18 protein-coding genes are annotated in these 16,030 nt (G+C 64.7%); 7 read left to right on the top strand and 11 right to left on the bottom strand.

The features are described 5' to 3' along the window. Window positions 1-159: 159 nt before the first annotated feature. From AB4Z32_RS18740 to AB4Z32_RS18720, 5 genes are all read left to right on the top strand, one after another. Window positions 160-741, top strand: a complete 582-nt coding sequence (locus AB4Z32_RS18740) for an NUDIX hydrolase (RefSeq protein WP_442123374.1) — start codon at window positions 160-162, stop codon at window positions 739-741. A 13-nt stretch (window positions 742-754) separates the two neighbouring features. Then, a complete protein-coding gene (gene aat, locus AB4Z32_RS18735; RefSeq protein ID WP_442123373.1) occupies window positions 755-1,477 on the top strand; it encodes a leucyl/phenylalanyl-tRNA--protein transferase in 723 nt (240 codons plus the stop codon). Window positions 1,478-1,536: 59 nt separating this feature from the next. Further along, window positions 1,537-2,265 (top strand): arginyltransferase, encoded by a 729-nt coding sequence (locus AB4Z32_RS18730; RefSeq protein WP_442123372.1) that lies wholly within the window; start codon window positions 1,537-1,539, stop codon window positions 2,263-2,265. Window positions 2,266-2,330: 65 nt separating this feature from the next. Next, a complete protein-coding gene (locus tag AB4Z32_RS18725) occupies window positions 2,331-3,395 on the top strand; it encodes a quinone-dependent dihydroorotate dehydrogenase (RefSeq protein WP_442123371.1) in 1,065 nt (354 codons plus the stop codon). Between the two features lie 10 nt (window positions 3,396-3,405). After that, complete coding sequence (locus AB4Z32_RS18720) at window positions 3,406-4,452, top strand: aldo/keto reductase (protein WP_442123370.1); 1,047 nt, start codon at window positions 3,406-3,408, stop codon at window positions 4,450-4,452. A 92-nt stretch (window positions 4,453-4,544) separates the two neighbouring features. Here AB4Z32_RS18720 and AB4Z32_RS18715 read toward each other — a convergent pair whose 3' ends face one another. The 7 genes from AB4Z32_RS18715 to AB4Z32_RS18685 all read right to left on the bottom strand — a co-directional run bounded on the left by AB4Z32_RS18715 (window position 4,545) and on the right by AB4Z32_RS18685 (window position 10,352). Further along, window positions 4,545-5,477 carry a CysB family HTH-type transcriptional regulator gene (locus AB4Z32_RS18715; RefSeq protein ID WP_442123369.1) on the bottom strand — a complete coding sequence of 311 codons (933 nt, stop codon included), beginning with the start codon at window positions 5,475-5,477 and terminating at the stop codon, window positions 4,545-4,547. Further along, window positions 5,474-6,547 carry a sulfate/molybdate ABC transporter ATP-binding protein gene (locus AB4Z32_RS18710; RefSeq protein ID WP_442123368.1) on the bottom strand — a complete coding sequence of 358 codons (1,074 nt, stop codon included), beginning with the start codon at window positions 6,545-6,547 and terminating at the stop codon, window positions 5,474-5,476. Before AB4Z32_RS18710 ends, AB4Z32_RS18715 begins: the two co-directional genes overlap by 4 nt. Beyond that, window positions 6,544-7,452: a sulfate ABC transporter permease subunit CysW gene (gene cysW / locus AB4Z32_RS18705; RefSeq protein WP_442123367.1), complete on the bottom strand. Its 909-nt coding sequence runs from the start codon at window positions 7,450-7,452 to the stop codon at window positions 6,544-6,546. The genes AB4Z32_RS18710 and cysW overlap by 4 nt, the downstream gene beginning before the upstream one ends. Next, window positions 7,453-8,298, bottom strand: a complete 846-nt coding sequence (cysT, locus tag AB4Z32_RS18700) for a sulfate ABC transporter permease subunit CysT (RefSeq protein WP_442123366.1) — start codon at window positions 8,296-8,298, stop codon at window positions 7,453-7,455. A 114-nt stretch (window positions 8,299-8,412) separates the two neighbouring features. Beyond that, window positions 8,413-9,186, bottom strand: coding sequence for a sulfite exporter TauE/SafE family protein (locus AB4Z32_RS18695; protein ID WP_442123365.1), 774 nt, complete (start codon window positions 9,184-9,186; stop codon window positions 8,413-8,415). Window positions 9,187-9,290: 104 nt separating this feature from the next. Beyond that, window positions 9,291-9,929: a peroxiredoxin gene (locus tag AB4Z32_RS18690; protein ID WP_442123364.1), complete on the bottom strand. Its 639-nt coding sequence runs from the start codon at window positions 9,927-9,929 to the stop codon at window positions 9,291-9,293. A gap of 36 nt (window positions 9,930-9,965) precedes the next feature. After that, window positions 9,966-10,352, bottom strand: coding sequence for a diacylglycerol kinase (locus tag AB4Z32_RS18685; protein ID WP_442123363.1), 387 nt, complete (start codon window positions 10,350-10,352; stop codon window positions 9,966-9,968). A 118-nt stretch (window positions 10,353-10,470) separates the two neighbouring features. Between AB4Z32_RS18685 and AB4Z32_RS18680 the strand changes: the two genes are divergently transcribed. Then, complete coding sequence (locus AB4Z32_RS18680) at window positions 10,471-11,247, top strand: IclR family transcriptional regulator (RefSeq protein WP_442123362.1); 777 nt, start codon at window positions 10,471-10,473, stop codon at window positions 11,245-11,247. A 133-nt stretch (window positions 11,248-11,380) separates the two neighbouring features. Here AB4Z32_RS18680 and pbpG read toward each other — a convergent pair whose 3' ends face one another. The 3 genes from pbpG to AB4Z32_RS18665 all read right to left on the bottom strand — a co-directional run bounded on the left by pbpG (window position 11,381) and on the right by AB4Z32_RS18665 (window position 14,317). Next, the gene (gene pbpG / locus AB4Z32_RS18675; RefSeq protein WP_442123361.1) at window positions 11,381-12,493 is read right to left on the bottom strand and encodes a D-alanyl-D-alanine endopeptidase; all 1,113 of its coding nucleotides are present in this window, start codon (window positions 12,491-12,493) and stop codon (window positions 11,381-11,383) included. Between the two features lie 167 nt (window positions 12,494-12,660). Then, complete coding sequence (locus AB4Z32_RS18670) at window positions 12,661-13,356, bottom strand: nitroreductase (RefSeq protein WP_442123360.1); 696 nt, start codon at window positions 13,354-13,356, stop codon at window positions 12,661-12,663. A 16-nt stretch (window positions 13,357-13,372) separates the two neighbouring features. Further along, a complete protein-coding gene (locus AB4Z32_RS18665; protein ID WP_442123359.1) occupies window positions 13,373-14,317 on the bottom strand; it encodes a DMT family transporter in 945 nt (314 codons plus the stop codon). 291 nt (window positions 14,318-14,608) lie between these two features. On the opposite strand from AB4Z32_RS18665, the gene phaP reads away from it, so the two are divergent. Beyond that, on the top strand, window positions 14,609-15,178 hold the full coding sequence (gene phaP, locus AB4Z32_RS18660; protein ID WP_442123358.1) for a TIGR01841 family phasin: 570 nt from the start codon (window positions 14,609-14,611) through the stop codon (window positions 15,176-15,178). Between the two features lie 117 nt (window positions 15,179-15,295). Here phaP and AB4Z32_RS18655 read toward each other — a convergent pair whose 3' ends face one another. Further along, on the bottom strand, window positions 15,296-16,018 hold the full coding sequence (locus tag AB4Z32_RS18655; RefSeq protein WP_442123357.1) for an ABC transporter ATP-binding protein: 723 nt from the start codon (window positions 16,016-16,018) through the stop codon (window positions 15,296-15,298). Window positions 16,019-16,030 lie beyond the last annotated feature (12 nt).

Genomic DNA, 16,030 nt, shown 5'->3' with positions numbered 1-16,030 from the left:
ATTATACGCAGCTCCGGCCATTTGCGCAATGCCGGTCCGGTTTGCCGGGCCGGGTGCGGCATAAGCTGCTTGCATGGGGCCTCGCAGCGCGTACGGATTGCGGCACAGCCGGCACGATACGGTGGTAAAGTAAGGGCAACGTTACTACCTACTTTTTTCATGAAATTCTGCTCCGAGTGCGCCCATCCGGTGACGGTGGCCATCCCCGAAGGCGACAACCGTCCGCGCTACGTGTGCACCCAATGCGGCACCATCCATTACCAGAACCCGAAGATGGTGATCGGCTCGATTCCTGTCTGGGAACAGGACGGCGAACTCAAGGTACTGCTGTGCAAGCGCGCGATCGAGCCGCGCTACGGCTACTGGACGCTGCCGGCCGGCTTCATGGAAAACGAAGAGACCACCGGCCAGGCCGCGGTGCGCGAGACCGAGGAGGAAGCCGGCGCCAACGTCGAACTCGGCGACCTGTTCACCCTGCTCAACGTCGCCCACGTGCACCAGGTCCACCTGTTCTACCTGGCGCGCCTGCTCGACCTGGATTTCGCGCCCGGCATCGAGAGTCTGGACGTGCAGCTGTACACCGAACACGAGATCCCCTGGGACGAGCTGGCCTTCCCGACCATCCGCACCACGCTGGAGCTGTTCTTCGCCGACCGTCGCAAGGTGCTCGAAGGCGGCAGCTACGGTTTTCACAGCCGCGACATCACGAGGCCGATGCGAGCCCCCGTCGAACCCGATTGACCCATCCCGCACCATGATTCCCTGGCTCGAGGCAAATACGCCGTTCCCCGACGTATCCGAAGCGTTGACCACCGACGCGCCCGGCCTGCTCGCGGCCGGCGCCGACCTCTCGCCCCAGCGCCTGCTGCAGGCCTACCGCAACGGCATCTTCCCCTGGTTCTCGGAAGGCCAGCCCATCCTGTGGTGGAGCACCGATCCGCGCATGGTGCTGTACACCGACCACTTCAAGATTTCCGACAGCCTCAAAAAGACCCTGCGCAAGGTCGAACGTTCGCGCTGCGAGGACGGTCCCTGGGTGGTGCGCTTCGACAGCGCCTTCGAATCCGTGATGCGCTCCTGCGCCGCGCCGCGCAAGGACGGGCCCGGCACCTGGATCTCCGAAGACATCATCGCCGGCTACACCGGCCTTCACCGGATGGGCTATGCGCATTCGGCGGAAGTGTGGCTGGACGGCGAACTTGTCGGCGGCGCTTATGGCGTCTGCATCGGCCGCATGTTCTACGGCGAGTCGATGTTCGCGCGCGTGTCCGACGCCTCCAAGGTGGCGCTGGCCTACCTGGTCGCTTTCCTGCGCAGCCATGGCGTACGCATGCTCGACTGCCAGCAGGAGACCGGCCACCTGGCCTCGCTCGGCGCCTTCCCGATTCCGCGCAAGGTCTTCCTCGACCACCTGCGGCAGGCGATCGCCGAGCCCCCCATCGAGAGGTGGGAAGTTACGTCACCGTTGACCACCTAACGGTGCGCCGCGCCGTCTTTGGCTACAATGGGTCAAACACGTCGTCTCGAGAGCATTGCATGACGCACTTAAATGACTTGCCCTTTTCCACGCTGCAGTTCTATACCACGGCGCCCTATCCGTGCAGCTACCTCGACGCGCGCCAGGCGCGCTCGCAGGTCGCCACGCCTTCGCACCTGATCAACGCGGACGTGTATTCGGAACTGGTGCGCAACGGTTTCCGCCGCAGCGGGATCTTTACTTACCGGCCCTACTGCGACGGCTGCCGCGCCTGCATCCCCGTGCGCGTGGCCGTCAACGACTTCGCGCCCAACCGCAGCCAGCGCCGCGCCTGGAAGCACCACGCGGACCTGTCCGCGATGGTGGCCAACCTGTCGTTCTCGGACGAGCACTATGCGCTCTACCTGCGCTACCAGACCACCCGCCACGTCGGCGGCGGCATGGACCAGGACAGCCGCGACCAGTACGCCCAGTTCCTGCTGCAGAGCCGCGTGAATACGCGCCTGGTGGAGTTCCGCGAGCCGGACGGCACGCTGCGGATGGTGTCGATCATCGACGTGCTGTCCGACGGCCTGTCATCGGTCTACACCTTCTTCGATCCCGACGTCGAGGGCGCTTCCTTCGGCACCTTCAACGTGATGTGGCAGATCGAGCAGGCGCGCGAGCTGGGCCTGCCCTACGTCTACCTGGGCTACTGGATCGAACAGAGTCCCAAGATGGCGTACAAGATCAATTTCCGGCCGCTGGAGGCGCGCATCGACGGCGTGTGGGGCGTGCTGGAACCCTGACCCCGGGCGGTGCGCCACACCCACCCGTACAAGGTAGAATGTCGGCAACTCACTTTTGGCCAGCCATGTCCGACAAACTCTTGTACGCCCTCGCCCGCCCGCTGCTGTTTTCCCTCGATCCCGAAACGGCCCACAACCTGACCCTGCCCGCCTTGCGCCGCGCGCACGCGCTCGGCCTGACCGGCCTGGTCAGGAAGCCCAGGCCCGACCCGCGCACCGTGATGGGCATCACCTTCCCGAACCCGGTCGGCCTGGCCGCCGGCCTCGACAAGGACGGCGCCTATATCGACGGCCTGGCGGCCCTGGGCTTCGGCTCGATCGAAGTCGGCACCGTGACGCCGCGCCCGCAGGCCGGCAATCCGAAGCCGCGCATCTTCCGCCTGCCCGCCGCGCGCGCCATCATCAACCGCATGGGCTTCAACAACGGCGGCGTCGACGCCTTCGTCGCCAACGTGCGCGCTTCGCGCTTCTACCTGGAGCAGCAGGGCGTGCTCGGCCTGAACATCGGCAAGAACGCCGACACCCCGATCGAACGCGCCGCCGAGGACTACCTGCACTGCCTGCGCAAGGTCTACCCTTACGCCAGCTACGTGACGGTGAACATCTCGTCGCCGAACACCAAGAACCTGCGCCAGTTGCAGGGCGCCTCCGAACTCGACGCCCTGCTGGGCCAGCTCAAGGGCGAGCAGTCGCGCCTGGCCGACGAGCACGGCCGCTACGTGCCGCTGGCCCTGAAGATCGCGCCCGACGTCGACGCCGACCAGATCCGCGACATCGGCGCGGCCCTGCTGCGCCACGGCATCGACGGCGTGATCGCCACCAACACCACGCTCGGCCGCCGCGACGTCGAGAACCTCCGCCACGCCAATCAGCAGGGCGGCCTGTCCGGCGCCCCCGTGTTCGACCTGTCGAACATCGTGATCCGCGCGCTCAAGAAGGAAGTCGGCGATGCGGTCCCGATCATTGGCGTGGGCGGCATCCTGAGCGGCCGCGACGCCAAGGCCAAAATCGCGGCCGGCGCCCAGCTGGTGCAGTTGTACAGCGGACTGATCTACCGTGGGCCGGGGCTGGTGAAGGAGTGTGCGGACGCGCTCAGGGGGCAGAACCCGGTGCTCAGCCGCGCAAGCTGAAAGGATCCGAATGAAGACGAACAAACTCGGCCGCACCGACCTCACCGTCTCCCGCGTCTGTCTCGGCACCATGACCTTCGGCGAACAGAACACCGAAGCCGACGCGCATAGCCAGCTCGACTACGCACTCGAACGCGGCATCAACTTCATCGACACCGCCGAGATGTACCCGGTACCGCCCAGCGCCGGCACCCAGGGCTCGACCGAACGCTTCATCGGCAGCTGGCTCAGGAAATCCGGCAAGCGCGGCCAGGTCGTGCTGGCCACCAAGGCCGCCGGCCCGAACGCGAACCAGACCTGGATCCGCGGCGGCCGGCACAACCTGGATGCGAACAACATCCGCGCCGCCGTCGACGAGAGCCTGAAGCGCCTGCAGACCGACTACATCGACCTCTACCAGCTGCACTGGCCGAGCCGCAACGTGCCGATCTTCGGCGCCAACCAGTTCGAGCCGAAGAAGGAACGCGCCGGCGTGCCGATCGAGGACACGCTGGCCGTGCTGGGCGAACTCATCAAGGAAGGCAAGATCCGCCACATCGGGGTGTCGAACGAGAGCCCCTGGGGCGTGTGCGAGTACATCAAGCAGGCCGAGATGAAGGGCCTGCCGCGCATCGCCACCATCCAGAATCTGTACAACCTGACCGCGCGCGCCTTCGAAACCACGCTGCTGGACGAAGTCTGCTACCGCGAAGACGTGAGCCTGCTGGCCTACAGCCCCCTCGCCTTCGGCCAGCTGAGCGCCAAGTACGTCGACAACCCGCAGGCACGCGGCCGCCTCACGATCTACCCGCCGACCTGGAGCCCGCGCTACTTGCGTCCGGCCGTGTTCGCGGCAGTGAAGGAATATGCGGAACTGGCGCGTGCCAACGGATTGAGCCCTGCGCAGATGTCGCTGGCGTGGTGCCATTCGCGCTGGTTCGTGGGGTCGACCATCATCGGGGCGACCACGCTGGCGCAGCTGAAGGAGAACATCGATGCGGAGAGCACCGTCTTGCCGGTCGAAGTGATGAAGGCGATCGATGAGATTCATGGGCGGTATACGAATCCCGGCCAGTAACTTCTGACCGTCGTCCCCGCGCAGGCGGGGACCCAGGTTGGCAGCCGACCACCGAACCTGGATTCCCGCCTGCGCGGGAATGACGGCGGTAACTATTCCGCCACGACGGGATGCAGCGCCCGCTCGATATCCGCCCGCGTAAAGCCCTGGGCAAACCGCTCGATGAAGTCATACGCATACGCCCGCAGGTAAGCCCCCTTGCGCACCGCCAGCCGGGTCACATTCGGCGCAAACAGGTGTGAGGACTCGATCGCCCGCAGCCCGCGGTCACGTCCATGGTCGAAGGCCATCGAAGCGACGATACCGACCCCCATCCCCAGCGACACATACTGCTTGATCACGTCCGAATCCATGGCGGTGAGGACGATGTCCGGATTCACGCCGGCGGCCGCGAAGGCGGCGTCGATGTGGCCGCGGCCGGTGAAGCCGACGTCGTAGGTGATCAGGGGATACTCGGCCAGGTCGGCCAGCTTGATCGGGCTTTTCTGCAGCAGCGGATGGCCGTCCGGCACCACCACCAGGTGGCTCCAGCGGTAGCACGGGAAGGAGACCAGGTCGGGGAAGGTCGACAGGCCCTCGGTGGCGATGCCGATGTCGGCGCGGCCCGAGAGCACCCATTCGGCGATGTGGTCCGGCGCGCTCTGCTGCAAGGCGATGCGCACGCCGGGGAAGCTGGTGCGGAAGGCCTGCACCACCTGCGGCAGCGCATAGCGGGCCTGGGTGTGGGTGACGGCGACGGTGAGCGTGCCGCTGTCCTGGGCCGCGTACTCGCTGCTGGCCTGCTGCAGGTTCTCGGCCTCGACCAGCAGGCGCTCGATGATCTTGAGGATGCCCTTGCCGGGATCCGTCATGCCGGTCAGGCGCTTGCCGTTGCGCTCGAAGATGACCACGCCCAGCTCGTCCTCGAGCTCGCGGATCTGGCGCGACACCCCGGGCTGCGAGGTGAACAGGGCGTTCGCCACATCGGTCAGGTTGAAATTGCGACGCGCCGCCTCGCGCACTGAACGCAGCTGTTGAAAGTTCATATTCCCTCACCCTGATCAACGAAAACGTGCATGCGGCGCGGCTTCACCAGCAGGGTCTCGCCGTCGCGCAGATTGAGCGCGCGGAACTGCTCATTTGGTATCACTGCTTCGATCAATTGAGCATTGTCGGCGCGCTCCAGGTCGAGCTGGGCGAGCGGGCCGATCGCATGCGCGCGGCGCAGCTTGACCGGCACGCCCTCGCCGCCCGGCACGAAGCGCTCGACCTCGAGGTCGTGCGGACGCACATAGGCGATGCCCTCGCCGTTCTGCACGCCGGCATACTGGGGCGCATGGAACTTCGCATCGCCGCTGGCCAGCACGCCGTCGTTGACGCGGCCGTGGAAGAGGTTGACGTTGCCCAGGAAGCCGTAGACGAAGGGCGAAGCCGGCTGGTTGTAGACGGCGTCCGGCGTACCGAGCTGTTCGACGCGGCCCTTGTTCATCAGGACCACCTGGTCGGCCACTTCCAGCGCTTCTTCCTGGTCGTGGGTGACGAAGATCGAGGTCACGTGCAGTTCGTCGTGCAGCTGGCGCAGCCAGCGGCGCAGTTCCTTGCGCACCTTGGCGTCCAGCGCGCCGAAGGGTTCGTCGAGCAGCAGCACGCGCGGCTCCACGGCAAGGGCACGGGCCAGGGCGATGCGCTGGCGCTGGCCGCCGGACAGTTGCGGCGGATAGCGGTCGGCGATCCAGTCGAGCTGCACCAGTTCGAGCAGCTTTTTCACTTTCTCGCGGATCTGGGCTTCGCTCGGGCGTTCCTTGCGCGGTTTCACCCTTAAGCCGAACGCGACGTTCTCGAACACCGTCATGTGCTTGAACAGCGCATAGTGCTGGAACACGAAGCCGACCTGGCGCTCGCGCACGTGGCTGGCGGAGGCATCGGCGCCGTCCAGCAGCACGCGGCCGGCGTCCGGAAACTCCAGGCCGGCAATGATGCGCAGCAGCGTGGTCTTGCCGCAGCCGGAAGGCCCGAGCAGCGCGGTCAGCTCGCCGTCCGCGAACTGCAGGGAAACGTCATCCAGGGCCGTGAACTGGCCGAACTGCTTGCGAATGTGTTGGACTTCGATCGTCATGCCGATTGCTCCGAAATATTGGCTTTGCGGCTTTGATGCAAGCGCCATTCGATAAAGGATTTCACCGCCAGCGTGACCAGGGCCAGCAGGGCCAGCAGCGAAGCGATCGCGAACGCCGCCGTGAAGTTGTATTCGTTATAGAGGATCTCGACCTGCAGCGGCATGGTGTTGGTCTCGCCGCGGATGTGGCCCGACACCACGGACACGGCGCCGAACTCGCCCATCGCGCGGGCATTACACAGGATCACGCCGTACAGCAGGCCCCACTTGATGTTGGGGAGGGTCACGCGGCGAAAGGTCGCCCAGCCGGACGCGCCCAGCACCAGCGCCGCCTCTTCTTCCTCGCTGCCCTGGGCCTGCATCAGCGGGATCAGCTCGCGCGCCACGAAGGGGAAGGTAATGAAGACGGTCGCCAGCACGATGCCCGGCACCGCGAACAGGATCTTGATGTCGTGGTCCATCAGCCAGGGGCCGAACCAGCCCTGGGAACCGAACATCAGCACGTAGATCAGGCCGGCGATCACGGGCGAGACCGAGAACGGCAGGTCGATCAAGGTCAGCAGGATGCTCTTGCCGCGGAAGTCGAACTTGGCGATGGCCCAGGCCGCTGCCACGCCGAACACCAGGTTCAGCGGCACCGAGATGAGGGCCGCGATCAGGGTCAGCTTGATGGCCGACAGCGCGTCCGGATCGAGGATCGCTTCCTTGTAGGTGGACCAGCCGTTCTTCAGCGCTTCGGCGAACACGGCCACCAGGGGCACGAACAGGAACAGGGTCAGGAACAGCAGCGCCACCGTGATCAATGCGTAGCGCACCCAGCCCGGCTCGAGGGTATTGGTGGCCTTGCGCGGCGCCCGGGCGGCGGCCGCGTCGGCAGGTTTGATGTCGTCGAGGACTGCGCTCATTTACTTGCCCGCCCGTTTGCGTGCCCAGGCCTGCAGCAGATTGATGGCCAGCAGGAGGAGGAAGGAAGCGACCAGCATGACCACGGCGATCGCGGTGGCGCCCGTGTAGTCGTACTGCTCCAGCTTGGTGATGATGAACAGCGGCGTGATCTCGGAAACCATCGGCATGTTGCCGGCGATGAAGACGACCGAGCCGTATTCGCCGGTGGCGCGCGCGAAGGCCAGCGCGAAGCCGGTCAGCAGCGCCGGCACGATGCCCGGCAGGATCACGCGGGTGAAGGTCTGCCAGGGGCTGGCGCCCAGGCTGGCGGCGGCCTCTTCCAGCTCGCGTTCGGCGTCTTCCAGCACCGGCTGCACGGTGCGCACCACGAAGGGCAGCCCGATGAAGGTCAGCGCCACCACCACGCCCAGCGGGGTGAAGGCGACCTTGATGCCGAGCGGTTCCAGGTATTTGCCGATCCAGCCGTTGCTCGAATAGAGGGCGGTCAGGGTGATGCCGGCCACCGCGGTCGGCAGCGCGAACGGCAGGTCGACCAGGGCGTCGATGAAGCGCTTGCCGGGAAACTGGTAGCGCACCAGCACCCAGGCGACGATGCCGCCGAATACGACGTTGATGGCGGCGCCGATCAGGGCCGCGCCGAAGCTCAGGCGGTAGGAAGCCATCACGCGTTCCGAGGTGACGGCGTTCCAGAACGCGTCCCAGCTCATGGTGAAGGTTTTCAGGAAGATCGCCGACAGCGGGATCAGCACGATCAGCGCCAGGTAGAAGATCGTGAAGCCGAGCGACAGCCCGAAGCCGGGAATCACCCGGTTGGCGCTGCTGCGGCTGGTCACTAGCGTATTCATGGAAGGGCCTTATTACAATTTCTTCTAATAGGGCGCCATAATTGCACGCGAATTACATATTACAAACGAAGCATTTTCTATTTGTATAGAAGATTTCGGTATGAGGCCGCCGCCTCAGTAGATCAGCTTCAGCGCCACCCCGGCCAGGGTCATCGCCAGCAAACCGCGCAGGAAGCCTTCCGGCACCGCCTTCGCGGCCCAGGAACCGAGGGTGATGCCCGGCACCGAACCGACCAGCAGGGTCACCAGCAGCATCCAGTTGATCGAGCCCAGCCACCAGTGGCCGAAGGCGGCGATCGCGGTCAGCGGCACGGCATAGGCGATGTCGGTGCCCGCGACTTCCGCCGGGCTCAGCTTCGGATACAGCATCACCAGCAGGGTGGCGCCGATCGCACCGGCGCCGATCGAGGACACGGTGACCAGGGTGCCGAGGACGGCGCCGGCGGCGATGGTGGCGGCCGCCAGGCTCCTGCCCTGCAGCTGGCGCCCGGGTCTGGCGTGGACCCAGGCCAGCATGCGGGTGCGGAACAGGATCGCCACCACGGTCAGCAGCACGGAGACGGCGATCGAATAGCGGATCACCTGGCCGATGGCGGCGTTCAGGGGACCGAGGTATTGCAGGGCCAGGGTGGCCAGCAGTGCGGCGGGCAGCGCGCCCATGCACAGGCGGCCGACGATATGCCACTGGACGTTACCGCGCTTGCGGTGGGTGATGGTGCCGGCGCTCTTGGTGAGCGAGGCGAAGGCGAGGTCGGTACCGACGGCCACCGACGGCGTGACGCCGAACAGCAGCGTCAGGAGCGGCGTCATCAGCGAGCCGCCGCCGACGCCGGTCATTCCGACCAGCAAACCGACGGCGAACCCCGACAGGATATACGTTAAGGACATGCTTTACCCCCAGATTGGCTCCAAGGGTAAAGTGCCTCAACCGTAAAGCAAACAACAGATTACTTCTTTGCTTATGCAAGCCTTGCGCATGGGCACGGGGAGCATTACTTGTTCGGCTGCGGGGTGAGGCGCAGGTAAGGACGCGGCGCCGAATAGCCTTTCGGGTATTTCTGCTTGAGCTGTTCCGGATCCTGGATGGTCAGCGGGATGATGACGTCGTCGCCATCCTTCCAGTTGCCCGGGGTCGCGACGGTGTAGCCGTCGGTCAGCTGCAGGGCGTCGATCACGCGCAGGACTTCGTCGAAGTTGCGGCCGGTGCTCATCGGGTAGGTGATGATCAGGCGCACTTTCTTGGCCGGGTCGATCACGAACAGCGAGCGCACGGTGGCGGTGGCCGACTGGTTCGGGTGGATCATGTCGTACAGCTCGGAGACCGATTTGTCCGCATCGGCGATGATCGGGAAGCCGACCACGGTCTGCTGGGTTTCCTCGATATCCTTGATCCAGGCCTTGTGCTGCTCGGCCGGGTCGACCGACAGGGCGATGGCCTTGACGTTGCGCTTGTCGAATTCCGGCTTCAGTTTTGCGGTCAGGCCCAGCTCGGTCGTGCACACCGGCGTGAAGTCGGCCGGGTGCGAGAACAGTACCACCCAGGAATCGCCCGCCCAGTCGTGGAAGCGGATGCGGCCCATGGTGGAGTCCTGCTCGAAATCGGGAGCGGTGTCGCCCAGGCGTAAAGTCATGCTGATCTCCTTCAGGTTAAGGGACTGAAACTGCGGTCAAAAAAAGCGGTTGTACAAGACCACGGCCCAGGTCGCGGCAGCCATCGTGATCGCCAGTGCCACCGCCGCGCTGCCCAGGTCCTTGGCGGCCTTGGACAGCGGATGGCGCTCCAGCGACACACGGTCGACCACCGCCTCGATGGCGGCGTTGATCAGCTCCACCAGCAATACCAGTCCGAGCACCGCGATCAGGGCCAGCTTCTGGAAGGCGGACACCGGCAGCAAGAGCGCGATGATCGCCGCCGGCACCGCCACCATCAGTTCCTGGCGGAAAGCATGCTCATGCCGCCAGGCCGTCTTGAAGCCTTCGATCGAATAACGGAAAGCGCCGGCGATCCGCGCCAGTCCGCCCTTGCTCTTGAACTCGCTGCTTGGTTGATCCATGGGTGTCGTGATTGCTTGCAGGATTGGCATTATGCCCCACTCCGAAACAACGCGTTAAACACAATTTTCACATTATGGTATAAAGTAGAGAAATATACCGCACCGCAGCAAGCACAACATGAAAATGGAAACTCTCGAACCGGCGAAAACTTCCATCCAGGTGATCGAACGCATGGTTGCCCTGCTCGACGTCCTGGCCAGCTATACGGACCCCGTGAGCCTGAAGGAATTGTCGAAAGTATCCGGCCTGCACCCCTCGACCGCGCACCGGATCCTCAACGACATGGTCGTGACGCGCTTCGTCGACCGCGTCGAGCCCGGCACCTACCGCCTCGGCATGCGCCTGCTGGAACTGGGCAATGTGGTGAAGAGCCGGCTGTCGGTGCGCGAAGCGGCGGTCGACCTGATGCGCGCCCTGCACAACAAGACCCGCCAGACGGTCAACCTGTCGGTGCGCCAGGGCGACGAGATCGTCTACATCGACCGCGCCTTCTCCGAGCGCTCCGGCATGCAGGTGGTGCGCGCGATCGGCGGCCGCGGCCCGCTGCACCTGACCTCGACCGGCAAGCTGTTCCTGTCGATCGACGATCCGAAGGCGATCCGCGCCTACGCGACCCGCACCGGCCTCGCCGGCCACAACAAGAACTCGATCACCGACCTCGGCCGCCTGGAACGCGAACTGGCGCTGGTGCGCTCGCGCGGCTATGCGCGCGACAACGAGGAACTGGAACTGGGCGTGCGCTGCATGGCAGCCGGCATCCACGACGACAGCGGCAAGCTGGTCGCGGGCCTGTCGATCTCGGCGCCGGCGGACCGGCTGCAGGATGAGTGGCTGGAAGATCTGGTGAACACGGCGGCGCAGATTTCGGCGACGCTGGGGCATCGGGTTTCATAGGCCCGTCGTTCCCGCGCAGGCGGGAATAGTGCCCCAGCACTATTCCCCCCAAGTTATGCGTGCGTTTCGACTGCTTAAGCAAGCTTGGGTCCCCGCCTTCGCGGGGACGACGTTTACAAGTTAGCGGTCAGAATTACTGCGCAGTCGTCCCCGGCACCACCGCCGACACCGTCACCGGCACCCCAGCCGCAGCCGACGCCGGAATCGCCGCCGGCTTCAATGCCTCGAGCCACTTGCGCATCCGTCCCGCGTCCGCGGTCCGCGACTGCTTCCCTTTCGAATCCAGGAACACCATGACCACGTTGCGGCCCTGGATCATGGCCTGCATCACCAGGCAGCGCCCCGCTTCGTTGATGAAGCCGGTCTTCTGCAGGCCGATGTTCCAGTCCGGCATGGCCACCAGATAGTTGGTGTTGTGGTACTGCATGCGGCGGCCGCTGGCTTCGACCACGTAGTTCGGATCCGTCGTGTACTGGCGCAGCAGCGGTTCGTGGTGGGCCGTCATGACCAGCTTGGCCAGGTCGCGCGCGCTCGACACGTTCTGGCTCGACAGGCCGCTCGAATCCACATAATGCGTGTCGTTCATGCCGAGTTCTTTCGCCTTGGCATTCATCGCATCGACGAAGGCATTGATACCGCCTGGATAGTTGCGGCCGAGTGCGGCGGCGGCGCGGTTTTCCGAGCTCATCAGGGCAATGTGCAGCAGGTTGCCGCGCGTCATGCGGGTGCCGACGGGCAGGCGCGAGGTCGTGAACTTGTGCTTGTCGACGTCGGCATCGGTGATGGTCAGCACCTCGTCCAGGCTTTGCTGGGCCTGGACTACCAGCAGGCCGGTCATCAGCTTGGTGATCGAGGCGATCGGCAGGGCGACGGTGGAATTCTTTTCGAACAGCACTTCCGAGCTGGCCTGGTCCATCACATAGGCGACCGAGGAGCGCAGCTCGAGCGGATCGTGGGTCTTGGCCAGGCCGGCCAGGTCGCCGGCGCTGAGGAAGGCGATGGCCGGCGCGGCGCGGCGCACGCGCTGGTAGACCACCCTGCGCTTGCCGTGCACCATCTCGATCCGGCGCACCATCTGCTCGCGGTTCTCGGCGGCGATGGACTTGGCGAGGTCGGTGCGCTTGGGCGGGTGTTTCACCCGCTTGGTGCTTACCGCGCGTCCCTTGTGCTTGGTGCCGGCCATGGCTTGCGAGGGTTCAAGCAGGAACATCATGGAAATGGCGGCAGCCAACGCGAGCTTGAGCATCTGAAAATCCTTGAACGCGAACTGAAGAGCACACAATGCAGTGTAGCGAAACACGAGTGAAGCGCAAGGAATGTAACACCTGCGCTCTCATTTTGCTACAACGCAATTTTTCTCACGTTGTAGAAATCTCTTGATAATTCAACAGCTTGCCGCATCAGTATACCGAACTAATCGATGAAGCGCACGAAGCTGGATACCGGCTCGCGTTCCGTTACCAGGCTGTTCTCGATCTTGGCCGGATCGGCGAAACCGAGCGCCATGCCGCAGACCAGCATTTCATTGTCCGGCAAGCCCAGTTGCCCGGCAATGATGCGGTGGAACTGGGTAAAAGCCGCCTGCGGACAGGTGTCGAGGCCGCGTCCGCGCGCCGCCACCATGATGTTCTGCAGGAACATACCGTAGTCGAGCCAGGAGCCCTGCTCCATCACGCGGTCGATCGTGAACAGCAGGCCGACCGGTGCGTCGAAGAAGCGGTAGTTGCGGCCATGCTGGGCCGCCATCCCGGCCTTGTTCTCGCGCGTCAGGCCCAGCAGTGAGTACAGGTCCCAGCCGACCTTGCGGCGCCGGTCGATGAAGGGCGAGACCCATTCGCGCGGATAGTAGGCGTATTCCTCGGAGTGTTCCTTCGCCTGCTGGGGGTCGCGGTAGGCGTCGAGGATCGCGTTGCCCAGGCGCTCCTTGGCTTCGCCGGTCAGCACGTAGACTTTCCAGGGCTGGGTATTCGTGCCGGACGGCGCGCGCGACGCGACCTCGAGGATGGCTTCGACGTCTTCGCGCGCGACCGGGGTGTCCAGGTAGGCGCGGATCGAACGGCGCGTGGTGATGGCCGCGTCGACGGCCTGTTGCTGTGGGCTGGTGATCATGGAAAATCTCCTTGGATTATTTTTTGACGACGAAGGCCACGCCCATCACCGCGACCGCCATGCCCACCAGTCCGAGCGGGCTCAACGCTTCGCCGAACATCAGCCAGGCCATCACGGCCGTGGTCGGCGGGGTCAGGTAGAGCAGGCTGGTGACCTTGGTGGCGTCGTTGCGGCTGATAAGGCGGAACAAGAGGAAGATGGCGCCGATCGACAGCGCGAAGATGGACCACAGCAGCGCGCCGAGGAACTGCGGGGTCCAGTGCACGTTGCCGAGCGAGGGGCCGAAACCTTCCAGCGCCACCGCGGGCGGCAGCAGCAGCAGGGCGCTGGCCGTGAACTGGATCAGGGTGCCGGTGCGCAGGTCGAAGTGCGGGCAGAAGCGTTTCTGGTACAGGGTGCCGCAGGTGATCGACAGCAGCGCCAGCACGCAGAAGCCGATGGCCGTGGGCGCCAGGCCGTTCAGGCTGATCTTGGCGTAGACGACCAGGGCCACGCCGCCCAGGCCGAGCAGCAGGCCCAGCCACTGGCGCGCGCTGACCCGTTCGCCGACCAGGGGCGCGGCAAAGGCGGTCAGGATGGGTTGCAGGCCGACGATCAGGGCCGACAGCCCGGCCGGCATGCCGATCTTGATTGCGCTCCAGACCCCGCCCAGGTAGCCGGCCTGCAGCAGCAGCCCGGCGACGGCGACGTGCAGGATGCGTCCGTGCGGCCACGGCGCCCGGCTCAGCAGCACCAGCGGCAGCAGGACCAGTATCGCGCCCACGCAGCGCAGGATCAGGAAACTCAGCGGCGGCGCATACGGCAGGCCGTACTTGGCCGCGATGAAGCCGGTACTCCAGAGGACGACGAAGAACAGCGGCACCGGCGACAGCCAGGCGGCGCGCGCCGGCGATGCGGACCGGACCGTTGAAGCCTGGGCGGGCGGCGTGGCGGCGGTATCGGAAGAGGTGTCGGGGGTCATCGGATTGCCAGTCTAGCATGCTGCCCGGGTCGCCGCCGGCCGCCCAGTTGCCAGCTCGATTGTTGTATCCGTGCAAACGGAATGCCACGCAAACGATTGCCTGCATTGATATAACTCAAAACAAGCACTTTCTGTTGTGCGCCGCATCAAAAGTGCTTGACGCATAATCGGAACCCGGTAAAATCGAATTATGTTGCGGCGCACAAAAGAGGTTCAGAACGCTGCCAGCATGCATCCGAGCAACATCCGGGTCCACCCAAGTTCAATATTTGTCCAATACTGGAGAACTACATGTTTGCATTCCCCGAGCAGTTTTCGAACGCGACCAAAGCTAATCTGGATTCCCAATTCGCCCTGCTGACGGCCCTGACCTCCAAGACTTTCGAGGGCATGGAAAAGCTGGTGGACCTGAACATCAACACCGCCAAGACCGCGCTGGAAAATTCGTCGGCAACCGCACGTCAGCTGCTGGCCGCCAAGGATCCGCAGGAATTCTTCTCGGTGACCGCCGCCCAGGCCCAGCCGAACGCTGAAAAAGCCCTGTCGTACAGCCGCCAGGTTGCCGCCATCGCCGCCGACACCGGCGCCGAGTTCTCGCGCGCCGCCGAAAGCCAGTTCGCCGAAGTCAACCGCAAGGTGATCTCGCTGGTCGACGAAGTGACCAAGAACGCCCCGGCCGGTTCCGAGACCTATGTGTCGGCCCTGAAAACCGCCATCAGCAACGCCAACGCCGGTTACGAGCAGTTCACCAAGACCACCAAGCAGGCCGCTGAAGCGATCGAGTCGAACCTGAACGCCGCCGTGTCGCAGTTCACCCAGGCTGCCGGCAAGGCCGCCAACGGCGCTGCCAACGCTGCCTGATTAATTTTTGCCGTTTGGCAAAAGAACGGCCCGGACTGCGTGAGCGGTCCGGGCCGTTGTTTTTCTGCCGTCATCCCGCGAGCTTATGTTGCGTCATTCCCTATACGTAGAAGCAGATCATTCGCCCAGGTAAGCCGCCTGCACCCGCGGATCATTCAACATGTCCGCCGCATTCCCCATCATGGTAATCGCCCCCGACTCCATCACATAGGCACGGCTGGCAGCCTGCAGCGCCAGCCGTGCGTTCTGTTCCACCAGCAGCACGGTAATGCCCTGGGAAGACACGTTGCGGATCACCTCGAAGATCTTCTCGACCATGATCGGCGACAGGCCCATCGAGGGCTCGTCCAGCAGCAGCAGGGTCGGATGGCACATCAGGGCGCGCGCCATCGCCAGCATCTGCTGCTCGCCGCCGGACAGGGTGCCGGCCAGCTGGTTCGCGCGCTCTTTCAGGCGCGGGAATACCGTGTACCACTTGTCGATGTCGGCCTCGATCCCGGCCTTGTCGTCGCGGGTGTAGGCGCCCATCAGCAGGTTTTCGTGGATGCTCATGCGGGTGAACACGCCCCGCCCTTCCGGCACCATCGCCAGCTTGTTCTGCACCAGCTTGAAGGACTTGGCGCTGCCGAGAGGCTGGCCGAGGTAGGACACGCTGCCTTCGACCTTGCAGGCCGGCAGGGTGCCGGTGATGGCTTTCAGGGTGGTGGTCTTGCCCGCGCCGTTGGCGCCGATCAGGGTCACCAGCTCGCCGCGATTGACCTCGAGGTCGATGCCCTTGACGGCCTTGATGCCGCCGTAGGCGACCTTGAGGCCGGCAATTTTAAGAATGTTCTCGCTCATCAATGACTATCT

The sequence above is a fragment of the Massilia sp. 2TAF26 genome (genome assembly GCF_052115005.1).
Taxonomy (GTDB): Bacteria; Pseudomonadota; Gammaproteobacteria; order Burkholderiales; family Burkholderiaceae_D; genus Telluria.
The sequence above is the reverse complement of the archived record's forward strand: the minus strand, read 5'-3'. Positions and strand labels throughout refer to the sequence as shown.